The 19,101-nt window shown below is 41.9% G+C and carries 15 protein-coding genes and 1 pseudogene; 6 read left to right on the top strand and 10 right to left on the bottom strand.

From position 1 onward, the window contains the following. Positions 1-88 precede the first annotated feature (88 nt). Positions 89-1,879: a molybdate ABC transporter permease subunit gene (gene modB, locus HWQ42_RS07415; RefSeq protein ID WP_292810621.1), complete on the bottom strand. Its 1,791-nt coding sequence runs from the start codon at positions 1,877-1,879 to the stop codon at positions 89-91. A gap of 294 nt (positions 1,880-2,173) precedes the next feature. Here modB and HWQ42_RS07410 point away from each other — a divergent pair, with 294 nt between their 5' ends. Next, complete coding sequence (locus HWQ42_RS07410; protein ID WP_292810619.1) at positions 2,174-4,222, top strand: TrkA family potassium uptake protein; 2,049 nt, start codon at positions 2,174-2,176, stop codon at positions 4,220-4,222. Between the two features lie 223 nt (positions 4,223-4,445). Here HWQ42_RS07410 and HWQ42_RS07405 read toward each other — a convergent pair whose 3' ends face one another. Further along, positions 4,446-5,348 (bottom strand): class I SAM-dependent methyltransferase, encoded by a 903-nt coding sequence (locus HWQ42_RS07405; RefSeq protein ID WP_292810617.1) that lies wholly within the window; start codon positions 5,346-5,348, stop codon positions 4,446-4,448. Between the two features lie 250 nt (positions 5,349-5,598). Here HWQ42_RS07405 and HWQ42_RS07400 point away from each other — a divergent pair, with 250 nt between their 5' ends. Then, on the top strand, positions 5,599-7,107 hold the full coding sequence (locus HWQ42_RS07400; protein ID WP_292810667.1) for an FAD-dependent oxidoreductase: 1,509 nt from the start codon (positions 5,599-5,601) through the stop codon (positions 7,105-7,107). A gap of 145 nt (positions 7,108-7,252) precedes the next feature. Further along, positions 7,253-7,606 (top strand): DUF6464 family protein, encoded by a 354-nt coding sequence (locus HWQ42_RS07395; RefSeq protein ID WP_292810615.1) that lies wholly within the window; start codon positions 7,253-7,255, stop codon positions 7,604-7,606. 75 nt (positions 7,607-7,681) lie between these two features. Here HWQ42_RS07395 and fmt read toward each other — a convergent pair whose 3' ends face one another. Further along, entirely contained in the window at positions 7,682-8,713 is a 1,032-nt protein-coding gene (fmt, locus tag HWQ42_RS07390) for a methionyl-tRNA formyltransferase (protein ID WP_292810612.1), read from the bottom strand. Between the two features lie 1,127 nt (positions 8,714-9,840). On the opposite strand from fmt, the gene HWQ42_RS07385 reads away from it, so the two are divergent. After that, positions 9,841-11,175 carry a hypothetical protein gene (locus tag HWQ42_RS07385; protein ID WP_292810610.1) on the top strand — a complete coding sequence of 445 codons (1,335 nt, stop codon included), beginning with the start codon at positions 9,841-9,843 and terminating at the stop codon, positions 11,173-11,175. 388 nt (positions 11,176-11,563) lie between these two features. Here the strand turns inward: HWQ42_RS07385 and minE are convergent, their stop codons facing one another. The 6 genes and pseudogenes from minE to HWQ42_RS07355 all read right to left on the bottom strand — a co-directional run bounded on the left by minE (position 11,564) and on the right by HWQ42_RS07355 (position 16,735). Then, on the bottom strand, positions 11,564-11,860 hold the full coding sequence (minE, locus tag HWQ42_RS07380) for a cell division topological specificity factor MinE (protein WP_094350996.1): 297 nt from the start codon (positions 11,858-11,860) through the stop codon (positions 11,564-11,566). A 36-nt stretch (positions 11,861-11,896) separates the two neighbouring features. Next, a complete protein-coding gene (minD, locus tag HWQ42_RS07375; protein WP_292737509.1) occupies positions 11,897-12,703 on the bottom strand; it encodes a septum site-determining protein MinD in 807 nt (268 codons plus the stop codon). Positions 12,704-12,875: 172 nt separating this feature from the next. Beyond that, the gene (gene minC / locus HWQ42_RS07370) at positions 12,876-13,916 is read right to left on the bottom strand and encodes a septum site-determining protein MinC (RefSeq protein ID WP_292810608.1); all 1,041 of its coding nucleotides are present in this window, start codon (positions 13,914-13,916) and stop codon (positions 12,876-12,878) included. Positions 13,917-14,074: 158 nt separating this feature from the next. After that, positions 14,075-15,397 carry a four-carbon acid sugar kinase family protein gene (locus tag HWQ42_RS07365; protein WP_292810605.1) on the bottom strand — a complete coding sequence of 441 codons (1,323 nt, stop codon included), beginning with the start codon at positions 15,395-15,397 and terminating at the stop codon, positions 14,075-14,077. 160 nt (positions 15,398-15,557) lie between these two features. Then, complete coding sequence (locus HWQ42_RS07360) at positions 15,558-16,220, bottom strand: hypothetical protein (protein ID WP_292810603.1); 663 nt, start codon at positions 16,218-16,220, stop codon at positions 15,558-15,560. A gap of 40 nt (positions 16,221-16,260) precedes the next feature. After that, positions 16,261-16,735, bottom strand: a pseudogene (locus HWQ42_RS07355) (DUF29 domain-containing protein). Positions 16,736-16,959: 224 nt separating this feature from the next. Between HWQ42_RS07355 and HWQ42_RS07350 the strand changes: the two are divergent. Both HWQ42_RS07350 and HWQ42_RS07345 read left to right on the top strand, forming a co-directional pair. Further along, entirely contained in the window at positions 16,960-17,268 is a 309-nt protein-coding gene (locus HWQ42_RS07350; RefSeq protein ID WP_292810601.1) for a LuxR C-terminal-related transcriptional regulator, read from the top strand. Between the two features lie 579 nt (positions 17,269-17,847). Beyond that, positions 17,848-18,684, top strand: a complete 837-nt coding sequence (locus HWQ42_RS07345; protein ID WP_292810599.1) for an SWIM zinc finger family protein — start codon at positions 17,848-17,850, stop codon at positions 18,682-18,684. Positions 18,685-18,801: 117 nt separating this feature from the next. Here HWQ42_RS07345 and HWQ42_RS07340 read toward each other — a convergent pair whose 3' ends face one another. Beyond that, on the bottom strand, positions 18,802-18,987 hold the full coding sequence (locus HWQ42_RS07340) for a PCP reductase family protein (protein WP_292737495.1): 186 nt from the start codon (positions 18,985-18,987) through the stop codon (positions 18,802-18,804). Between the last annotated feature and the right edge of the window lie 114 nt (positions 18,988-19,101).

Here is a 19,101-nt window from a genome sequence, read left to right as displayed (position 1 = left end):
GCCGCAATTGAAGTGCATTTCCAGCCCAGAGGCTGGAAACGAGATTTGAAAGTTTGTGGAATTGGGATTCCGATGTGTATCTCTGCGTTCACTCCATCAAAATCAAGCGCAGAGGATCTAAACGCACATACCAAGGAAAAGGTTGGTCTTTCATCGCCGCCCATTTTTCTTTAAACACTTCAGCTTGCAGATGATAATCTTGAGAATTCTTGCCAGCTGAATATAGTTTGAGAAATAATGTCATTCGATGAGGCGTTTCACTGGTTCGTACCACCCAGCAAGGAAAGGTGTTTTCCTGTGATGAGTCGTTGGTAAAAATGAACTGATGGGCACGAATGCCGACGTGAAATAATTCGCTCTTGACTGGTTCAATTACTTTCAGGGTACAACCCCAATCAGTCGCTTGCACCTGTTGTGATGACTGGAGAACAGCACGGGAGAAGTTTTTACATCCGGTAAGTTGGGCGACACTAACGGTAGCAGGATGCTGGAAAATCTCATGTTTGCTACCATAATGAACGGCTCTACCATGCTCCAATACCAACAGATTTGGGCAAATCCGATAAGCTTCTTCCATATTATGGGTGACAAATAGAGTCACACCTTGATAGTCAGCAAGAGTTTCTGTCATTTGCTGCTCTAATTGGCTACGCAGATGGGTATCAAGTGCGGAAAACGGCTCATCTAAAAGTAATGCTTCCGGTTGACTTGCCAATGCTCTTGCTAAAGCTACCCGTTGTTGTTGACCCCCTGAAAGTTGGTGCGGATAGCGATCGCCTAATCCCTGCAACTGCATCGCTATTAATTGCTCCTCCACCTGTACTCGAATATTCCCAGCAGAAAGTTTTTTGGGCAAGCCGAAAGCGATATTCTGCGCCACACTCATGTGCGGAAACAGGGCATAATTCTGCACTAAAAAACCGATGCGGCGATCGCGGCTGGGTACATTAATTCCTTGTTCGGAGTCAAACAGAACTCTGTCATTTAAAACTATGCGGCCATTTGTGGGCGTTTCTATCCCCGCAAGGCAGCGCAAAATCATACTCTTACCTGCTCCCGAACCCCCTAACAATCCCAAGGGTTGCTCATCAGTAGTGAAAGCAACTTTTAAATCAAAGCTAGGAAGTATTTTTTCAATGTTGACAAACAATCCCCCAGATTCAAAGCTAAATTGCGGAGTATAAAGAATTTCTCCCCCTGCTCCCCCTGCTTCCCCCCTCTTTTCCCTCAATTCTTGCCAGAAGTTGGCTGCAATAATTCCAGAGAGAGAAATCACCATAATTGCGATTGCCCAAAACCACGCCTCGTTCATTGCTCCCGCTTCCACCGCAAAATAAATCGCCATTGGAATTGTCTGCGTTTGTCCGGGAATGTTACCAGCCAACATCAACGTCGCGCCGAATTCTCCCAAAGCACGGGCAAAAGCTAACATTGTGGCGGCGACAATGCCGGGTAGTGCCAGGGGTAAACTGATGCGCCAAAAGATTGTAGTTTCAGTTGCACCAAGGGTTCTAGCTACTCGCAGCAGATTACCATCTATTTGTTCAAAGGCTCCCAGTGCAGTTTTATACATTAAAGGGAAAGAAACTACCGTGGCTGCGATCGCTGCACCATACCAAGTAAAGACGATGGTGAAGTCAAAACCTTCCATGAATTTCCCTATCGGGCCATTTTTGCCAAAAAATAGCAGCAACAAGAAACCGACAACCGTGGGCGGTAAAATTAGAGGCGCAATAAAGATACCCTCAATCAACGATTTACCTTTGCCACGATATCCCAGCATCCAGTAGGCAGCAGCTATACCTAAGAAGAAGGTGATAAATGTGGCAAGTAATGAAGTTTTAAGTGATATCCAAAGAGGCGATAAATCCAATGGCATAGTTGCGTAGGGAAGAATTAGCTCAACTAATCCCTAATTTACCAACTTTGGCTTGAATATGTTGGAAAAAGTTGGTAAATTACATCACAATCAATCAGGGAAATCCCAAAAACTAGCCAAGCTTTCAACAAAAATTGCGTTCAGTTGGGTATCAAGTATCAGAATTCGATACAGTTTATTATTATTTGATACTCATCTTGAAACCAACTGGTAAAATTGTTGGAAATTACCAAAGTGTAAAAACCCTACTAAACACATCCTGTTAGCAGTATCTAATGCTACCGTCAACAGAAAGTGCATCCCCCTCCTAGCAGCAATCAAAAAAAAACCCAAGACCTTTTCTTAGTATGCGGACTCAAAAGTTTAGGGCAACATTGCGTTGCAATCCTCAAGGAATACGATGTTAAAGTCAGCGCCATAGAGGATGTACAGCCCGAACATTGGGAAGTCCCAGAAGTAACTAATTTACTAGAAAAGTTAATCATAGGAGACTGTCGCCAGCCAAGTGTTTTAGAGCGGGCAGGTATATGTCAGTGTCGTTCAATACTTTTAGTAACCAGAAATGAGCGGATAAATATAGAAGCTGCCTTTGCAGCACGGCGTCTTAACCCGCACGTTCGCCTGATTGTACGTTCTGACAAACAAAATTTCAACAAACTCTTGTGGGAAAATCTCGGCAATTTTGTTGCCTTTGAACCTACTCATCTTTCAGCTCATGCCTTCGCTTTGACAGCTCTTGGTTCTGAAGCTATTGGATATTTCACCTTAGAAGGGCAACTGTTGCAAGTCATAAAGCATAAGGTACAAGCGAAGGATAGCTGGTGTAATGGCAAGCCAGTACATAGACTGAATCTGACAACTCGCCGCATCTTGAGTCACAAACCTGTTTCATCTCAACCACTCAAAGAATTGTTTGGCTGGAATCCAGAGGCAGAAGTACAGGTAGGAGACACACTAGTTTACATTGATGTTGCATACGAACTGGCTTTATCTGAGCAACACTGGCAATCTCATAGCCAAAAGTGGCAGTGGCAAAAGTTTGTTCAAGGCATCACAGCGAAAAATCTCAAGGAGAAAATAGCGCAATTTTGGCAATCTTACTACCAAAGCCAAAATCAAATCCGGCGAATTGCAACAATCTATGCGATTACTGTACTCATCCTGTGGCTTGTTGGAATAGTTCTTTACCGCTTATATTATCCTGACATTACCATCCAAGAAGCTTTCTATGCAACAGCAGTTTTGCTCTTAGGAGGATACGGAGATTTATTTGGTGGTGTTGAGTTTGCATCGCAATCAAAGCCCTCAGACGCTATCCCTTGGTGGTTGAGGTTTTTTAGCCTGGGAATGACGTTGACAGGTCAAGCTTTCGTGGGAGTATTATATGCACTGCTGACTGATGCCCTGGTCACTTCAAGATTCCATTTTTTCAATTCCCGTCCTCCCATACCACAACGCAACCATCTGATAATTATTGGCTTAAATCGCTTGGGACAGAAAGTAGCTGCTCTTTTGCAAGAACTCAACCAGCCGTTAGTAGGAATTCACCCTACCACTCTCGACCAAGAAACTTTACCCGATATGCCCCTTATCGTTGGTAATGCTACCGAAGCACTCACTAAGGCAAATCTCTCCCATGCCAAAAGCATCATTTTAGTTGGGGAGGACAATATGGAAAATCTGGAAATTGGTTTGATGGCTCATGCAATGAACCCCGCCACTACCTTGATTATCCGCTCTCAAGACCGCCAATTTAGTGATAATATCGCCCCTCTGTTTCCCTATGCTCAAGTTATATGTGGCGCGGCTTTGGCGGCAGAAGTTTTTGCTTGTGCTGCTTTTGGAGAAAATGTTCTCAGCTTGTTTCACTTGAATGAGCAAATAGTCATGGTGACGGAATACAAGATTGAAGATGGCGATACCCTGAATGGTTTGCTTTTATCTGAAATAGCATCTGGCTACAGTGTTGTACCGATTCTCTACCAAAAATATCAGCAAGACAATTACTCTTTAATGCCCTGGTATGATGTTAAGCTTGATGCTGGCGATCGCTTGATTGTTTTAGCCACAAGCAGTAGTTTGCAGCGAATTGAATGGGGTGAAATGCTGCCTCGCCTTTGGCAGGTGCAGATTGAAAAAGCTCTAACTACAAATGCCATTATGTATGGTGCTGAAGAGATAGTTTTGATTACAGGATGTAGTTCTACTACCGCTAGGCAATGGATGAATAATTTGCCTAAAGTGTTGCCGATACCACTTTATAAACATCAAGCTCAACGTCTCGTGCGCGAGTTAACAAAAGTACAAGTTTTGGCAAATGTTATCTTCATTGGGCAACCTTGAATTTTTCATAACTAGAAGTCATATCAATACTGTTCGGTTAAGGCAAGAGACGGCGATTTATCGCCTCTTTGTGATGATTCATCTTTAGCGATCTAGAATTTTCATCAAAAACCTTAGCAAACAAAGTTCATAGGCATTTATTGTAAAAGTAAAAGCACAACATTGTTGTGCTTTTGTAGATTATTTGTATTCAGTTGATTGTGACAATCAGATAGTTTCTTAATCAGTCCAGTTGAGTACTGTAGGCACTAAAACCGTAAGCCAAAGTTTCTTTTAAATTATCTGATGGCTTGAGACTTCTGTTGATAGCATTAGCAAAAGGTACGGGAATCCCTTTGATGGTTTCCGGCAAAATTGCATATTCTGCTGTTGGTTCCACAATGTATTCTGGACACTTTGCTTTCATCCCAGCAGTAGCTAACATTTCTTCTATTTCAGCAGCTGAATATTGCTTGAGATAAACTGGATTTCTTACAAATGGATTCAGCCTTCTGATAAAATTATGGATAATATGAGAAGGACAGGACTTATTGTGAAATGAATGATTAAAAACAAAAATTCCACCAGGTTTTAGCACCCGACAGATATCAGCCAATAAATTTCTTAATTGGGCATCTGGGATATGCATAAAGACACAGTTAGAAATTACCAAATCTATAGAATTATCTTCTAAAGGCAATGTTTCAGCAGAAGTGCAAATCAAGTTAAATTCAGCTTCTGGAAAAAAATTATATTCTTGTTTAACTTTGATTAGCCGCCGTAATAAAGGTTCAGAAATATCGATACCGTAATATTTCTCACATCTCAGATTTTTCGCTTTAGAGAGATGTAAAGGTGCGCGACCATAACCAGAACCAATTTCTAGAATAGAACCAACAGATTTATTCAACGGAAATTTGTTCCAAGTACCTCCAGGCGTACCAGTTAGCAGAGTGTAATCTTGTTTAATGGGCGATGTAGCGGCAATTTTTTCAATTTTTTGGGAACCATAGTATGTTTTACCAATTGCATCCCATGTTTTTTTATGTTGAGTATTAGTCAATTGTTCATAGTCACTAGGAAAATAAATACCATCTCGTAATTCAAAGTCATTCAAACTGGATTTTACATTTGCTAATTGAGACATTATGATTATCCTCATGAATAGTTAAGTCTGTTTTCTGTTATACTCTTAACTCAGCATTACCCGCAAGTGATTTTTACTGAACGGCTTTCCCTAGCCTTTTTTAAAGTCTATAACTATTTTAAATTCGATGGAATGTGCTAGCAAAGCGCCTATTGCATCCAACTGAAAACCGCTATAATGACAACCCTTGCTCGATCAAAACACAAGTTCGTATACATTAGTTGATGGACTGCAACAATTGGAGGCTGCGATGGTAGGAGGGTTACAACAAAAACGAGTGGTAGTTGTAGGTGCTGGTTGGGCTGGTTTAGGAGCAACCTACCATTTGGCAAAACAAGGTTATGATGTGACACTTCTCGAAGCCGGCCCCTATCCCGGTGGATTGGTGGCAGGTTGGCAAACATCTGCCGGAAAATCTGTTGAAGCTGGCATTCATGGCTTCTGGTATCCTTACAAAAATATTTTTTCCCTAATCAATGAATTAGAAATTAATCCTTTTACTACTTGGACTCGTTCTTCGCAATATTCGCCAGCAGGTTTGGAAGTTGAATCACCAATTTTTCAAGATTTACCGCGACTCCCCTCGCCACTAGGAACTTTTCTCTACACTCAGTTTAAGCGGCTGCCACTAATTGACCGTCTCAGCGCCCTGCCTTTACTTTATGCTGTCGTTGATTTTGACAATTCTGATGCAGCTTGGCGGCGCTATGATTTTGTAACTGCCCGTGAATTGTTCAAAGACTTTAACGTTTCTGCACGACTTTACCGCGAGGCTTTTGAACCGATGTTATTGGTGGGCTTATTTGCCCCTGGCGAACAATGTTCAGCCGCCGCAACTTTAGGGATGCTTTACTTTTTTATTCTGGCTCATCAACCAGATTTTGATGTGGTTTGGTGTCGGGGAACTGTCGGAGAAAAAATATTTCGTCCTTGGGTGGAACGTATCGAGAAAGTTGGGGCGCGAGTGTTGCCCAAGCGTCGGGTTACAGACTTAATTGTTGATAGTAATCAAGTCAAGGGTGTGGTTTGTGGTGATGAAGTAATTGAAGCAGATGCCGTAATTTTTGCGGTTGGAATCACGGGGATGAAGAAAATTGTCTCAACTAGCCCTAGTTTACAAAGCCGTGAAGAATTTCGTAATTTGAGCAATTTAGGAGCAATTGATGTTTTAGCAACGCGGCTATGGTTTGACCGTAAAATTGATATTCCTCGTCCTTCTAATGCTTGTTTTGGATTTGACGCAAGTACAGGTTGGACGTTTTTTGATTTGAATGCTCTACATGATGAATATCGGGATGAACCGGGAACAGTGATTGAAGCTGATTTCTATCATGCGAATCAGTTTCTCAATTTGAGCGATGAGGAGATTTTATCAATAGTTCAGGGTTACTTAGCAACTTGTGTGCCAGCCTTTCGGGAGGCAAAGATTATTGATAGCAGTGTAATTCGGCTACCTCAAGCGGTAACTCACTTTGCACCTGGCAGCTATCGTTATATGTTGCCCGCTAAGACAAGTTTTGAGAATGTGTTTATGAGTGGGGATTGGATTGTGAACCGTCATGGTTCCTGGTCGCAGGAAAAGGCTTATGTTACTGGTTTAGAGGCGGCGAATTTGGTGGTGTCTTATTTGGGAGAGGGTCAGCCATCTGAGATTTTAGCTGTAGAAGAGGATGAAGTGCATATCCAAGTGGCACGATCGCTCAACCAAACTTTGCATAACTTGAGCAAATCTATCCTGCCTAACTTCTGGCTGCCATAACCTGTAGGGTAGCACAGCAGTGCATCCCTACTGTTTGTATATTTCTCGCAAATCTAGTTAATCATTAATTGTAATTTAAATTCGGTAAGCTAAAGAAAGCGATCGCGATACTATCCTTATAATGTAAATCAAATCACATAAGCTTATGGAGCCAGACTCTTTACCAACTGAGGTGATTCTGACGCACCCGCGTGAGTCCCTCGGTAGAGTGCAACTTGATTGGACACCCCAACCCGGAAACTATCTCGATTTTGAAGGTAAAACCTACGCAGTTTTAGAGCGCCGCCATAGATACAAACTTCAAGCTGGGCGCTATCGCTTGCATAATATTGCCATTTATGTACAGTCTGCTAAACGACCATCTGAGAAAAGTTTGGTAGCGGGACGTTGGGTAATCGGCGATGCCACCTGCTGCTACAATGCTCATTCAGAACTTATTCGCTGTGCAGTCAACCCAGATGGTCCTTGCGAATCTTGCCGCTTTTATGAAAAGTCTTAGGAGAGACGCGATTAATCGCGTCTGTACAGGAGTGAGGAGTTAAAAGTTATTTTCGTCTCATCTCTTCCATCCCCGTCAGTTTCCCGCACCAAAAACTTCTCCCACAGTTAAGCGGGTACCATTTACAAAATCCCATCCCGACTGGGGACGTTTACCGGCTAGCTGAATTTCTCGCAACAGCAACAATCCTTCCCCAGTCTGAACGATCGCGCCAAGTCCTTTGACAATGCTCACTACAACTCCTGGTCGATCTGATACGTTTGACAAATCAGGCAATTTATGAGTCAATTCTTGCAATTCTGGTGGGAGATCGCGTAGACGCGGAGCGGCTTGTCGCCAGACATCGCTTACAGAACCAAGGGGAGCAGAAGCGGTGATTTTCAACAGGTTGTCACGAAAGGTAGCCGTGCAGTTAGGGTAAAAGCCTCTGATTTGATTGTGTAATTGAATCGCGCTTTTTGACCAATCCAAAGCATAATCTTGTTTTTGAATCAGAGGTGCATAAGTAGCTGCTAAATTATCTTGGGGAATTGGTTGAATTTCCTTACGTTCCAGCTTCAGCAGAGTTTCCACCAATAGATCTCCACCAATCGCCGCTAGTCTGTCGGCTAAATCTTGGGCATTATCCAGTAATCCAATAGGTGTAGTGGCGATTTGGAGCATTGCGCCGGTATCCATCCCCACATCCATCAACATGGTGGTGATCCCCGTTTCCTTCTCACCGTTATACAAACACCACTGAATCGGCGCTGCACCGCGATATTTGGGTAAAATCGAACCATGCACATTAATGCAAGCTAATTTTGGCATATTCAAGATTTTTGTCGATAAAATCTGTCCATAAGCGACAACAACAAACACATCTGCATCTGATTGTTTGAGTTTGCTTAAAGTTTCAGTATCTTTTTTCACCCGTTCGGGTTGCCATACTGGTAAATTGTGAGCAGTTGCGATCGCTTTTACTGGTGAAGGGGTCAGTTTATTGCCGCGTTCCCGGCGTTTATCTGGTTGGGTGACAACCGCCAGCACCTCAAATTCTGAATGATTCAATAATTTTTCCAAGGTGGGTACAGCAAACTGAGGCGTACCAAAAAATACAATTTTCATTAATAATTAGTAGTTGCTAGTCGTGAGTCATTAGACTTCTTGCATAAATCAAAAGCCCTGACCCTAAATCAGAGGGACTTTGAATTTGGCTCCCCTGCTCCCAAAATTGGCAGAAGGGGTTAGGGGATGTAGCAAGATCCCCCAGAGTGGGCGAATTTTGTATTTGTGCAAGATATCTACTAGTTAATCGTAAGTGCGCCCCTCATAACTGACAACATTTAAGTTGCATGTTGAAACAGAATTCACTCAGCCAGCATCTAGCAGTCTCCTAAATTCAAAACAGCAGTTGCAAAATACAGTTGTTAGCTGTAAATAATATTGGCTGTTTGGTGGTACAATACTTTCGTATTCATGAAACCAAAGGCTGCTTGATTAACTTAATAGTTAAGTTGACAAGTGTAACAGCTAGTATCAGCCGCATCTGCCTCTAGTGAACCTAATCACTTAGTGGTTATTCGTTGCGATTCGCTAGAGCATCTACCGAGTTAGTTTTGTTGTGTTCCCGATTGTCTTCCCGAAATTAGCTTTAAATGTAGTTAAATTTCCGAAAAACTATTGCGTCTTCTAGCTATTTTTGTAGTTTAGATAGCAATTTATAACTTTGGGTTGCTGATAGCAATATCTTCTGAGTATGATGTATTATGCGTCTGCTTTCCCAGGTTTTTAATTAACGCCTCACGTTTGCCATAATGAGGGTTTGCGCTGTTATATTTGGTGTGTAACCTAGCTTATTTACTGTGTACTAGCGATCACTAGTACGATCCCCGGTAGCTAAGTTAGCTTATCTATTATTTGCCAGCGTCATTCCTCGAACTATATCCCAAATATTCCTTAACCAAGACTTATTTTTTGGTGAGATTGGATATAGGGAAAATATATATTGTGTAGTAATTACTGAGTTCTCAGCATATTTACTATACTCGCATATTTTTGCAAAAAAATATTCAGTACCTAAGTAAAAAAAGGCGTAGACAATGATACTTAATTTTTGTAAAACTCTGCAAACTTTGAAGATATTATCTCGTCATTACTTTTAGTTTCTTGTTATACATATAACTACCACCTGCCCCATTGCTGTTGATGTATTGCTTCTCACATAGCAATTGCCCCCTCTAGAGAGTCTACAAATGCTTAAACCCCTTTTGCTGTCAGGATGGTTCCGCACACAACCATTTCTCAATTACGTTGTCGTTGTGATGCTTATTGCACCATTATTAGGAGCATCGGCTCACTCGATCCCAGTAAGATCCGAAGTACATAAACTAACTTCGATGGCTGGAGAATCTGACTCTGTATCAAAGGAAATAGCTGTAGTTGGGGAACCTGAGATAGCTGAAACATTAAAAACAGATCAAATCGAATCGATAACAAAAGAATTTGAGTCTGTGCCAACACAAAGTACTGCTGTTCAGGAACCGCAAGTATTACCAGCAAATCAAATTGAGTCTTCAACTGAAGTAGATAATTATCTCTCAAGCAGCGATTTAGATTTAAGTGATGTAACTGTTCCCGATTCTTTGGCAGCAGTTGAACTCGCACCATCAACAGATGTTCCTGTTAGTCAACTTAATTTAGTACGCAAACTTAAAGCTGCTAATGTCAAGTCTTTAAGAGGACAAGAAAATTATCTCTCTAGAGAAAAGTCTTTTACTCAATCATTGACAGCAACTCAAGTAGCACCAGCTATTAGAGAATCTCAATCAACCACAACGACCGAAATACCTGTTGTGGAAACAGTTAATGAGTCCCAAGCAGAACAAATAGATCCTATCGGTAGTCCTCATCCGATTCCTTGGAAATGGATTACAGCAACTCAAGAAGCGATTGCTTCTAATGGTGGTTCTGGAGTGCGTCACTATCGTAGCGTACCCGTGATTTCTCCAGATGGTAAATATGCTGTTTATAGCCGAGTGCAACTGGAAGTAAAACCCCAAATGTACAACAGCCGTGTCACCAGCGTCATGTTTGTCCAAGATATGCACACCAAGAAATTGTGGGTGATGGCTTCAACTACTCCAGTTAGCGATCCTTTATTAAAGCTAAAGGCTGTAAAGGGGGAGTCGTCAGAAGAAACTGATACGAGCGGTAAGATTGGGGTATTAGTTCCAGTTAGCTGGTCAGAAAAAGGCGATCGCTTCTTAGCACGGAAGTTCGAAGGTATATTTAATACAGGCGATTCTACAGATAGTGCAGTGATTTGGGATCGGCAAAAAAATCACACTAACACAGTCGCTCCTGTGAGTGAGGAAGAACATGAAAAAATTGCCGTATTGTTAGGCTGGAGTAAAAGCCAACCGGATCATGTGTTATTCCGTGCAGGGGAATTGGGCGAGGAAAACTGGCCATTAATGCAAGTTGCTAATGATGGCAAGACTATCACTACAACAGACAACGATCGACCAATTACTTTTGGTAAAAAGGTGACAGAAATTTGGGCAGGTCCACAAGTTGCCTACCGATAGATTATAAAAAACCCTACATACTCCCGTTGTCGTCACTGCTGACAACGGGATTTTTTTATCCCTGTTTTCGGAGAGTGACAGAGGTTGGATATCTTCAATTTTTAATGCTTTGGTGAGACAAATTCATATTTTCAATCAGCAATATAATACTTGCCAAACCATCTTTAACAATTCAAAATTCAAAATTCAAAATTAAAGACATTTCAGACGGGGATTTAAACCCCGACTGAAATGGGTGCTACATGTAGATTGCAGGTTCTTAAACCCTTTAATTTACGATAAAAAAGTAGTTTGTAGTGGGGACTTTAATCCTCAAAGCCAGGACTAAAGTCCTTACTACGAACGAACAATTTAACTAAATCATAAATATAAATACTTAAAATTCAAGCTAGAGAGGCTTATCACCTCTTTCCCACTCAGGTATAGCACCCTTCACCCGGCGGATGGGCAAGTTGGCGATTAAAGCTGTGGTTCGTTGGTTGCTTTCTAAGGAGAACTCCAAGCCCTCTGTCTCAATTTCTACATAGCGACAGACTACATCTAGGATTTCCTTCCGCATTTTTTCCAACGTTTGAGGATCTAAGTCAGCGCGATCGTGAGCAATCACCAATTGCAGGCGACGTTTAACTTGAGTTCGACTGCTATCAGGGCCGCGAAAAAAAAGTTTTTCTAGAAGTTCAATCATTACGAATAGGTCTGGGGCGGAGACTGGAAAGGTAAGTTAAACAATCTTTGTCCTGAACAACCTTCGTAGACGGGCGAAGATGCTGTCTTGGGACGAGTCGATCTCCAGAAATTCGACACTTTCCCCTTCTAATCTACGAGCAATGTTCTCAAAGGCTGTGGCAGCTAAAGAGGGATTTTCCGCTAACACTAAGGGTTCGCCGCGATTGGTAGATACAATAACACGCTCGTCGTCAGGGATTACCCCGATCAGGGGAATGGCGAGAAGTTCCTGAACATCTTGCACTGACATCATATCATTTGCCTGCACCATTGAGGGTCTGATACGGTTAATTATTAAATGAACACGCTTGATACCTTGTGCCTCAAGTAACCCCACTACCCGATCGGCATCGCGAACTGAGGAAATTTCTGGTGTGCTGACAACTAGCGCTTCTTTGGCCGGGCCGATCGCATTTTTAAACCCATTTTCAATACCGGCAGGGCTATCAATAATCACATACTGATATTTTTGCGCTAGTGCATTCACCAATAACTTCATCTGTTCGGGTGTGACTGCATCTTTGGAGCGATTTTGGGCTGCCGGCAGGAGTACGAGATTGGGTTGGCGCTTATCTTTCACCAAGGCTTGTTCTAACCGGCACTCTCTGGCTAAGACTTCTACCGCAGTATAAACGATGCGGTTTTCCAGCCCTAAGAGCAAATCCAAATTTCTCAGACCAAAATCCGCATCAACCAAAGCAACTTGACGCCCCATTTTGGCCAAAGCCATACCCAAATTTGCTGAAACTGTGGTTTTACCCACTCCTCCTTTACCGGAGGTAATCACAATAATGCGAGTCATGATAGAAATGCGGTCAATGAGGGTTCAGGAAATATAAAACAGTAAATTGCAGTATAAAGTATGAAGTATCGTATCAAGTATGAAGAAATATCTGTTCTCCCTGATGAGGGCGAGGCATGAATATTTGTCTTATTTCATCTTTACTTATATACTTCATTCTTTGAGTAAATATTTATGGTTCTTGATTGCTCTTGGTGAATTGGTTTCTAGAAAAATCAGTAGCCCTAGCGATACGAATTCCTTGAGGCGTAATATGTGCCACCTCTGGAGAAAACTGCATTGGCGGTTTTTCTGGTGCTCTAGCTACAGCATCTGCGATCCGCAGTTGGGTTGGTTCCATTTGCAAGGCCATAATCAGACACTCACTATTGCCTCCAGCCCCAGCATGAGCAATTCCACGCAGACGGCCCCAGATAATAATATCTCCATCTGCAATTACAATACCACCTGGGTTTAAATCTCCCAAGAGAATTACTGTCCCAGGATGACGAATTTCGACTCCAGAGCGGACTGTCATTTCTAAATAGAGGGCATCTTCTTGGGGAATCGCTGTAGCCGCTGGCTCGGAACTCAGGGAAGTTACGGGCTGTAATTGTTCTACTGAATACCCAGATGTCACGGCAGCGATCGCAGTTTGCCGCCGACTCGTCGAGACAGATATCAGCCGGAGTTGGACTTCAATCAAAGCCTCGGCGAGTTCTTGGAGTTGTCTGGCATCTACCAAACGGTCTTGTGCCATTAAATGCACAGGTGTATTAGATACACGGAAGCGATCGCCTGCACTCAGACGTTGCCTTATTTGTTGCCAAATATCAGACCAAGTGAGTTCTGAGGCAGAGACTTGAGATTCTGAGGGCAAGATTAATAACAGCCGTCCCTCCTTACTTTTTAACTGGACTTGACTATTGTCATTTACACGATGCCCTGGTAATGCTAACTCATCGGGATTTAAATCAGTCAGGATAAAATCCGATCCGGCATCAGGATTTGACTCTACATCTGGGTCAGCAGGATTTGACTCTACATCTCCAAGGACAGTATTTGATTTTAAATAGAGGAGAACAGATTTTAACTCAGCATCCGGGAGGATAGAATCTGACTCTACATCAGAAACACTAGGATTTACCTCTACCTCAGAAAGGATAGAGTTTGATTCTGCATTAGGAAGTGCAGAATTTGACTTTAGATTGGGAATCGCAGAATCAGAAGTCATGCAGTACTAGCCAAAAGACAACAGTTTTTAAATTTTGGGTCGCACCTTTGGTGCGCTGACAGCGCAACTTGGATTTTGGATTTGTGTCACTCACAAGGGGTGTTGGCGTAGCGGAATATTAGTCCGACATTAACCAAAAAACTCTTTAATCTAAAATCTCAAATTGGCACGGTCAACCTCTGATAAACTGTCCCCAAGGCATCAGCATCGCCGACATTACCTGGAAACAGCACCACAGGCAAATCAGGAAACTGGGGATGATCGGATGACGTTAACACCATTGAACAACCAGCTAAAATTTGACCGAGTAAACGGGCTGAAGTTAAAGCTAGTCCAGTACTCAAGACATCGTTTGAGGTAATGCCACCCTTGCTGATTAAGAATCCTATATCAGATGGTAAACCGCGCACAATATCCATTAATAAACTTGAAACTTTTTCCCCAAACTCTAATCGTGTCTTGACATCTTGAAAATTTAGTTCCTGACGGCTAGTATAAACCACTGGTGTTTTGCCAGCTTCGTGTGCCGCCCGTGTACTTTCTTGGATTTCAGTTAGTAATGTCGCAGATTGATTTGCATCATCAAGTAATCGCGCCACATTCACTTCGATTCCTACAGTTCCTTCGAGTTGCAACAGCGCTTCTAATTGCTGGGTAGTCTTTTTCACATGGGAACCAACAATCACCGCACCTGGTTTGCCTTGGCGCACGTACTGCGCCATGTTTTCGGCAGCAATGGGTTGGGGAGGTAAAGCAGCTAAAGCCGTTAAAATACTTGCTGCACTGCGAAACAGAAAGCGTTTGCCTTGACTGGCGGCTGCTAATATATCCACTGCAAAGCGGTTGAGATCGGCTTGAGTTTCACCATCGACAACAGCGCACTGATTACCATGAAGTTGTAACAATCGTTCCAAACTACCAGCGCGAATATCGGCCAGGAGAAACCTTTCTACAACTTCGGCACTAATTCGTCCTTGAGTCTTTTCTTCGACGTACTTGGGTAAGTAACTGTGATGGTAGCTGAAGACGGAATCACGGGCAAATTCGGTTTCATGGACTGGGGTGGTTACACCGCCAATAATCAAGTAATGCACGCTGTCGCGGGTGATGCGTCCACCCTCGAAAAATGCTGGTACGAGAAAATGAGCATCAAAGGGGCCAAGTTCTTGTGCGATCGCATCTGTTTCAATAGGATAATGTCCCCGCAAAGTAGAATCAGAACGGCTGACAATCAGAAAATCGTCGATTCCTTCAGCATTCAAAGCGATTTTCAGGTTCTGGCAAACTTCTTTGGTGACAGATGCAGCTGACTCTGGCGTTAGCGATCTAGTATTAGTCAGCACAAAGAAAATCGGCGAATCATCCTGCAACCCACGGCGTAAAGTCTCCACATCCCAGTGCATTAGCAGCAAGCAGCTGTGGACTGTTTGAGAACCTGTAGGGTCATCATCCAGGACAATTATTTTGGGTTTGTTGCTCATTTAAGTCAACGGGGCGATTGTTTTCTGGGAAAGTATTGGGCGAGTAGAAGTCACTACTACACAAAGTAAAGTTCACCTCTGTGGACTAATCCAAAATCAAGGGTTTTTTAACCTGTGGAGGCAGGTAAAGTCTCGTGTAGCCACTTTTACAAACATTCTCTTAGCCTTTCTGCAATTTTCTGATTTCTGCTTGCACATCGATCGCAATTTGCAATGATTGATTTAGCAGTTGAGCATATTCGCCTGCTTGACTACTAACTTGTAAAGCTCGCAGACTGGCTAAATTATTCACAAATAACTCTTGGTTATTAGCAAGCAATTTTTTATTATCCCGCAAAATTCGTTCCGTTTTCAGAGCGCGGACTAAATCTTCTCTAATTAGTTGCAGGGCGGCGGTGATTTTATCTCGATCGTGGATACTACTTTCTACGTTTCCTGATGCTGCTAATTGGTCATTGATATCGATGGCAGCAACCAGGTCATGATATTTATCAACTTCATCTAAAAGTATTGTCAGTCCTTCAGGACAGGTTAATTGTCGCCATAGCCATCGCCCCATTAATATCGGCATTGGCACTAAAATTAGTAAAAGAATTCCTAGTCGAATTGAAGAACCAATAGTTGGCAGAATAATAAACGCGTAAACAAAGCCTACAATTATTGGCGTTAGCGCCAGCGTCACCAGCATTTCATTGATAAAAAACCCTAATCGCTTTTTGCCATCTCGCAAAACTGAGGGACGAAAAACATCTTCTGGGTCGAACCCAGTCAAACGTCTCAGTTCACCCTTACTAATTTCCAAGCCTATTAAGTCCGACTGCACGTCTGCATACTCCTATGGAAACCCAAGTTGCGTATTCATTTTAATCGGGTTTACCGTGATGATTGTGGTTATATTCAGGAAACCAGTTTTCATCTAAGATTTGTTCTAAAGAGCCAAGAAGTGCAACAGGGAATGTATCAATGGGAAGTTTGGAGCGAGCGATCGCTTGCTTCTGCCCTTGCTTCTTGGTAGCACGCATCAAAAATTTCTAAGATGTAAGGCTTAAGACTAGGACTTTCTTTGAGTTGATCCTTAATCTCTCTACGAAATGTCCTGATTTCTCCTTTCCAATGTCCTTCATTTCGCTCCCGTTCTTTATCCCAGTATGTGAGCTTAAGGAGATGTTCAAAAAGTCTAATCAACAGACTTTTCACCGTTCGCTTCTCCCTTCTACCCATAGTTTCTAATTCTTCTAACAAATTATCTAAATCAACATCAGAAAACTGTCCAGCGCGAAGTTGATTGATAGTTGTCCTGAGCCAGAGATAATAATCCCAACACTCCCCAAGAAGCACAACAACGTCTACAAATAGAGATACCAGATTTAATTGTCCTCGATTTACAATTTGTTACACCCTCTGGCTCTCAGTCCGCTAAATCTGCTTTCCAACTATTACAGTTAATTTTTGACGCTGATTCCTCTCTAAATATCCTGATTTATAGCAGTGAACCCAGTTGGCTGATAAAACTTGTCACATCTATTAATCATCACTACGGTGGATTTGTAGTAATTAATAAAATGGAACGGCGCAAAGCTTTTTTAGAGGGTGTTGAAAGTGCGCTGCATGGAAAATTGAAACTACCTAGAGAGTTACGTCAAGAATTAAACTTGAATGACAAAGAGTTGGAAGTTCTCAGACTTTTGTGTCATGAATCTTTAACAGACCAAGCGATCGCTCATCGTCTTCACATATCGCTCAGGGCTGTTCAAAATCATATCCAACACCTCAAGGTAAAATTGGGTATCGATGAAGTTGAGCAAAAAGATATCAATTCCCGCATCGCCCTTTGTATGAAAGCAATTCAAAAAAAATTATTATCATTTTGATTTAGGTAATGATCCTTTCTTTGGTCAGCACAAGTTAAGTATCTATTCTAATCGGGTTTACCGTGATGATTGTGGTTATGTGCAGGAAACTTTGAGTTTTAGTAGATGTTCAAGAAGCTTAATTAATAAACTTTCAATTCCTCGCATCTCCCTTCTAACGATAGTTCCTTGACAGCCCTATTTAGCCTGTGATTGATTTTGTAACATAAAATACAAACACAACTTAGTTGGGTTTTGTTTGCTTACTCCAGTAGTCGTGCTATAAGTGAGACGTGTTAGGAACTTCCAAATAAAAAAATACCCAATTACTTCTTATGGAGGGCGTTTCGTCCGCCTTTGACTACGGGCGGGCGAAACGCCCCCCAGAGGATTGGATAATTTATTTGTTGGGAGTCCCTTAACGATTGAGCCAACGTGACAGCTTTCTTGCCAAAAATGGCATGACCTAGTAGCTCTTGATGACAACAACTAATGTCAGATGGTGGTAATCTATTTTTGACTTGAGTTGGGTGTACCCGCTGATGGCTATACGTTTTGAGGGATTGAGCGGACTGGAATGAAAGAATTTTAAATTGACTTATGACTAATTACACATTACAAGCAAGTCGAGAATGGTGGTCACAACAATGGCTAGATTTGCTAGATTCCTATCGCTTTAAAAAGCGTTTAGAACGTGCGAGAAATTATGCTCGGCAAGGAAATGTTTTAAGCATCGAATTTAAAGGAGCAAAAGTATTAGCTAGGGTGCAAGGTAGTGAAGTAGAACCTTATAAAGTTTCCCTTTCCCTTGAACCATTTACCGATGAACAATGGGGTTATGTTATTGAAAGCATGTCCCAAAGGGCAATTTTTGCTGCCAAGCTACTAGCAGGAGAAATGCCACAAAATATAGAAGAAGTATTCACGGCAAATGGTCTTTCGATATTTCCATTTACCCTTGCTGATGTCCAAAGTAAATGCTCTTGTCCTGATAAAGCAAATCCCTGTAAACATATTGGCGCCATTTACTATCAGTTAGGCGATCGCTTCAGTGAAGATCCCTTTGTACTATTTCAATTACGCGGACGTTCCAAAGAACAAATTATCAGCGATTTGCGTAAATTACGTAGTGCCAAGATTGAACCCAATACTACAGAAACGCCTGATGTTCAACAGTCAATTCCTAATAACAAATACTCGGTAAAAATTGACTCTTTCTGGCAATACAATGAGCCACTAGAGTCATCCTTGGTAGTGATTGTGCCCTCTAGCAGCGAGACGATATTGGATGTATTAGGAGCGATTCCCCTAGCAAAGGAAGAGGAAAATGCAGTAAATTCAACTTCGAGTGATGTGGTAATGAAATATTTGAATACCGTTTACAGAGATGTAAGCCAGAAGGCTGTTTTAGCAGCAATGAATGTAGGAGGAAGTTGAGAATAATTCGTAATTCGTAATGATGAATTAAATTGACTGGAATATTCTCGACTTAAAATTCTATCCTTTATGGGTAGAGTATTTCCCAATTCTGAATTCTGACTCCTGACTCCTGATTTATTGTCCAAACTCAAGCCTAGCCTGTTCTACCAAATCAGCAGTCACAACATCTTGTCCTGCTTCACGAGCTAACTGTTCAATTCTAGCTTTAGCTTGAGAGCGGACAAAAAAGGGAATATTTTGTAGTTTTTCCTTAGCTTCAGATGTCCATCGCAAAGAATCAATAAAATTGGAATCATTCATAGATTAGTTACCTTGGCAAGTCGCTCACTTTAATTAATAGATTACTAATTTTCCTATAAAAAAAGCCCTTGCTTTTATGCAAGAGCCTTTAAATTAATAGTCAGTGATTAAATA

The organism is Nostoc sp. JL23, from assembly GCF_017115065.1.
Lineage (GTDB): Bacteria > Cyanobacteriota > Cyanobacteriia > Cyanobacteriales > Nostocaceae > Nostoc > Nostoc punctiforme_A.
This window is presented reverse-complemented; position numbering and strand designations above follow the sequence as displayed.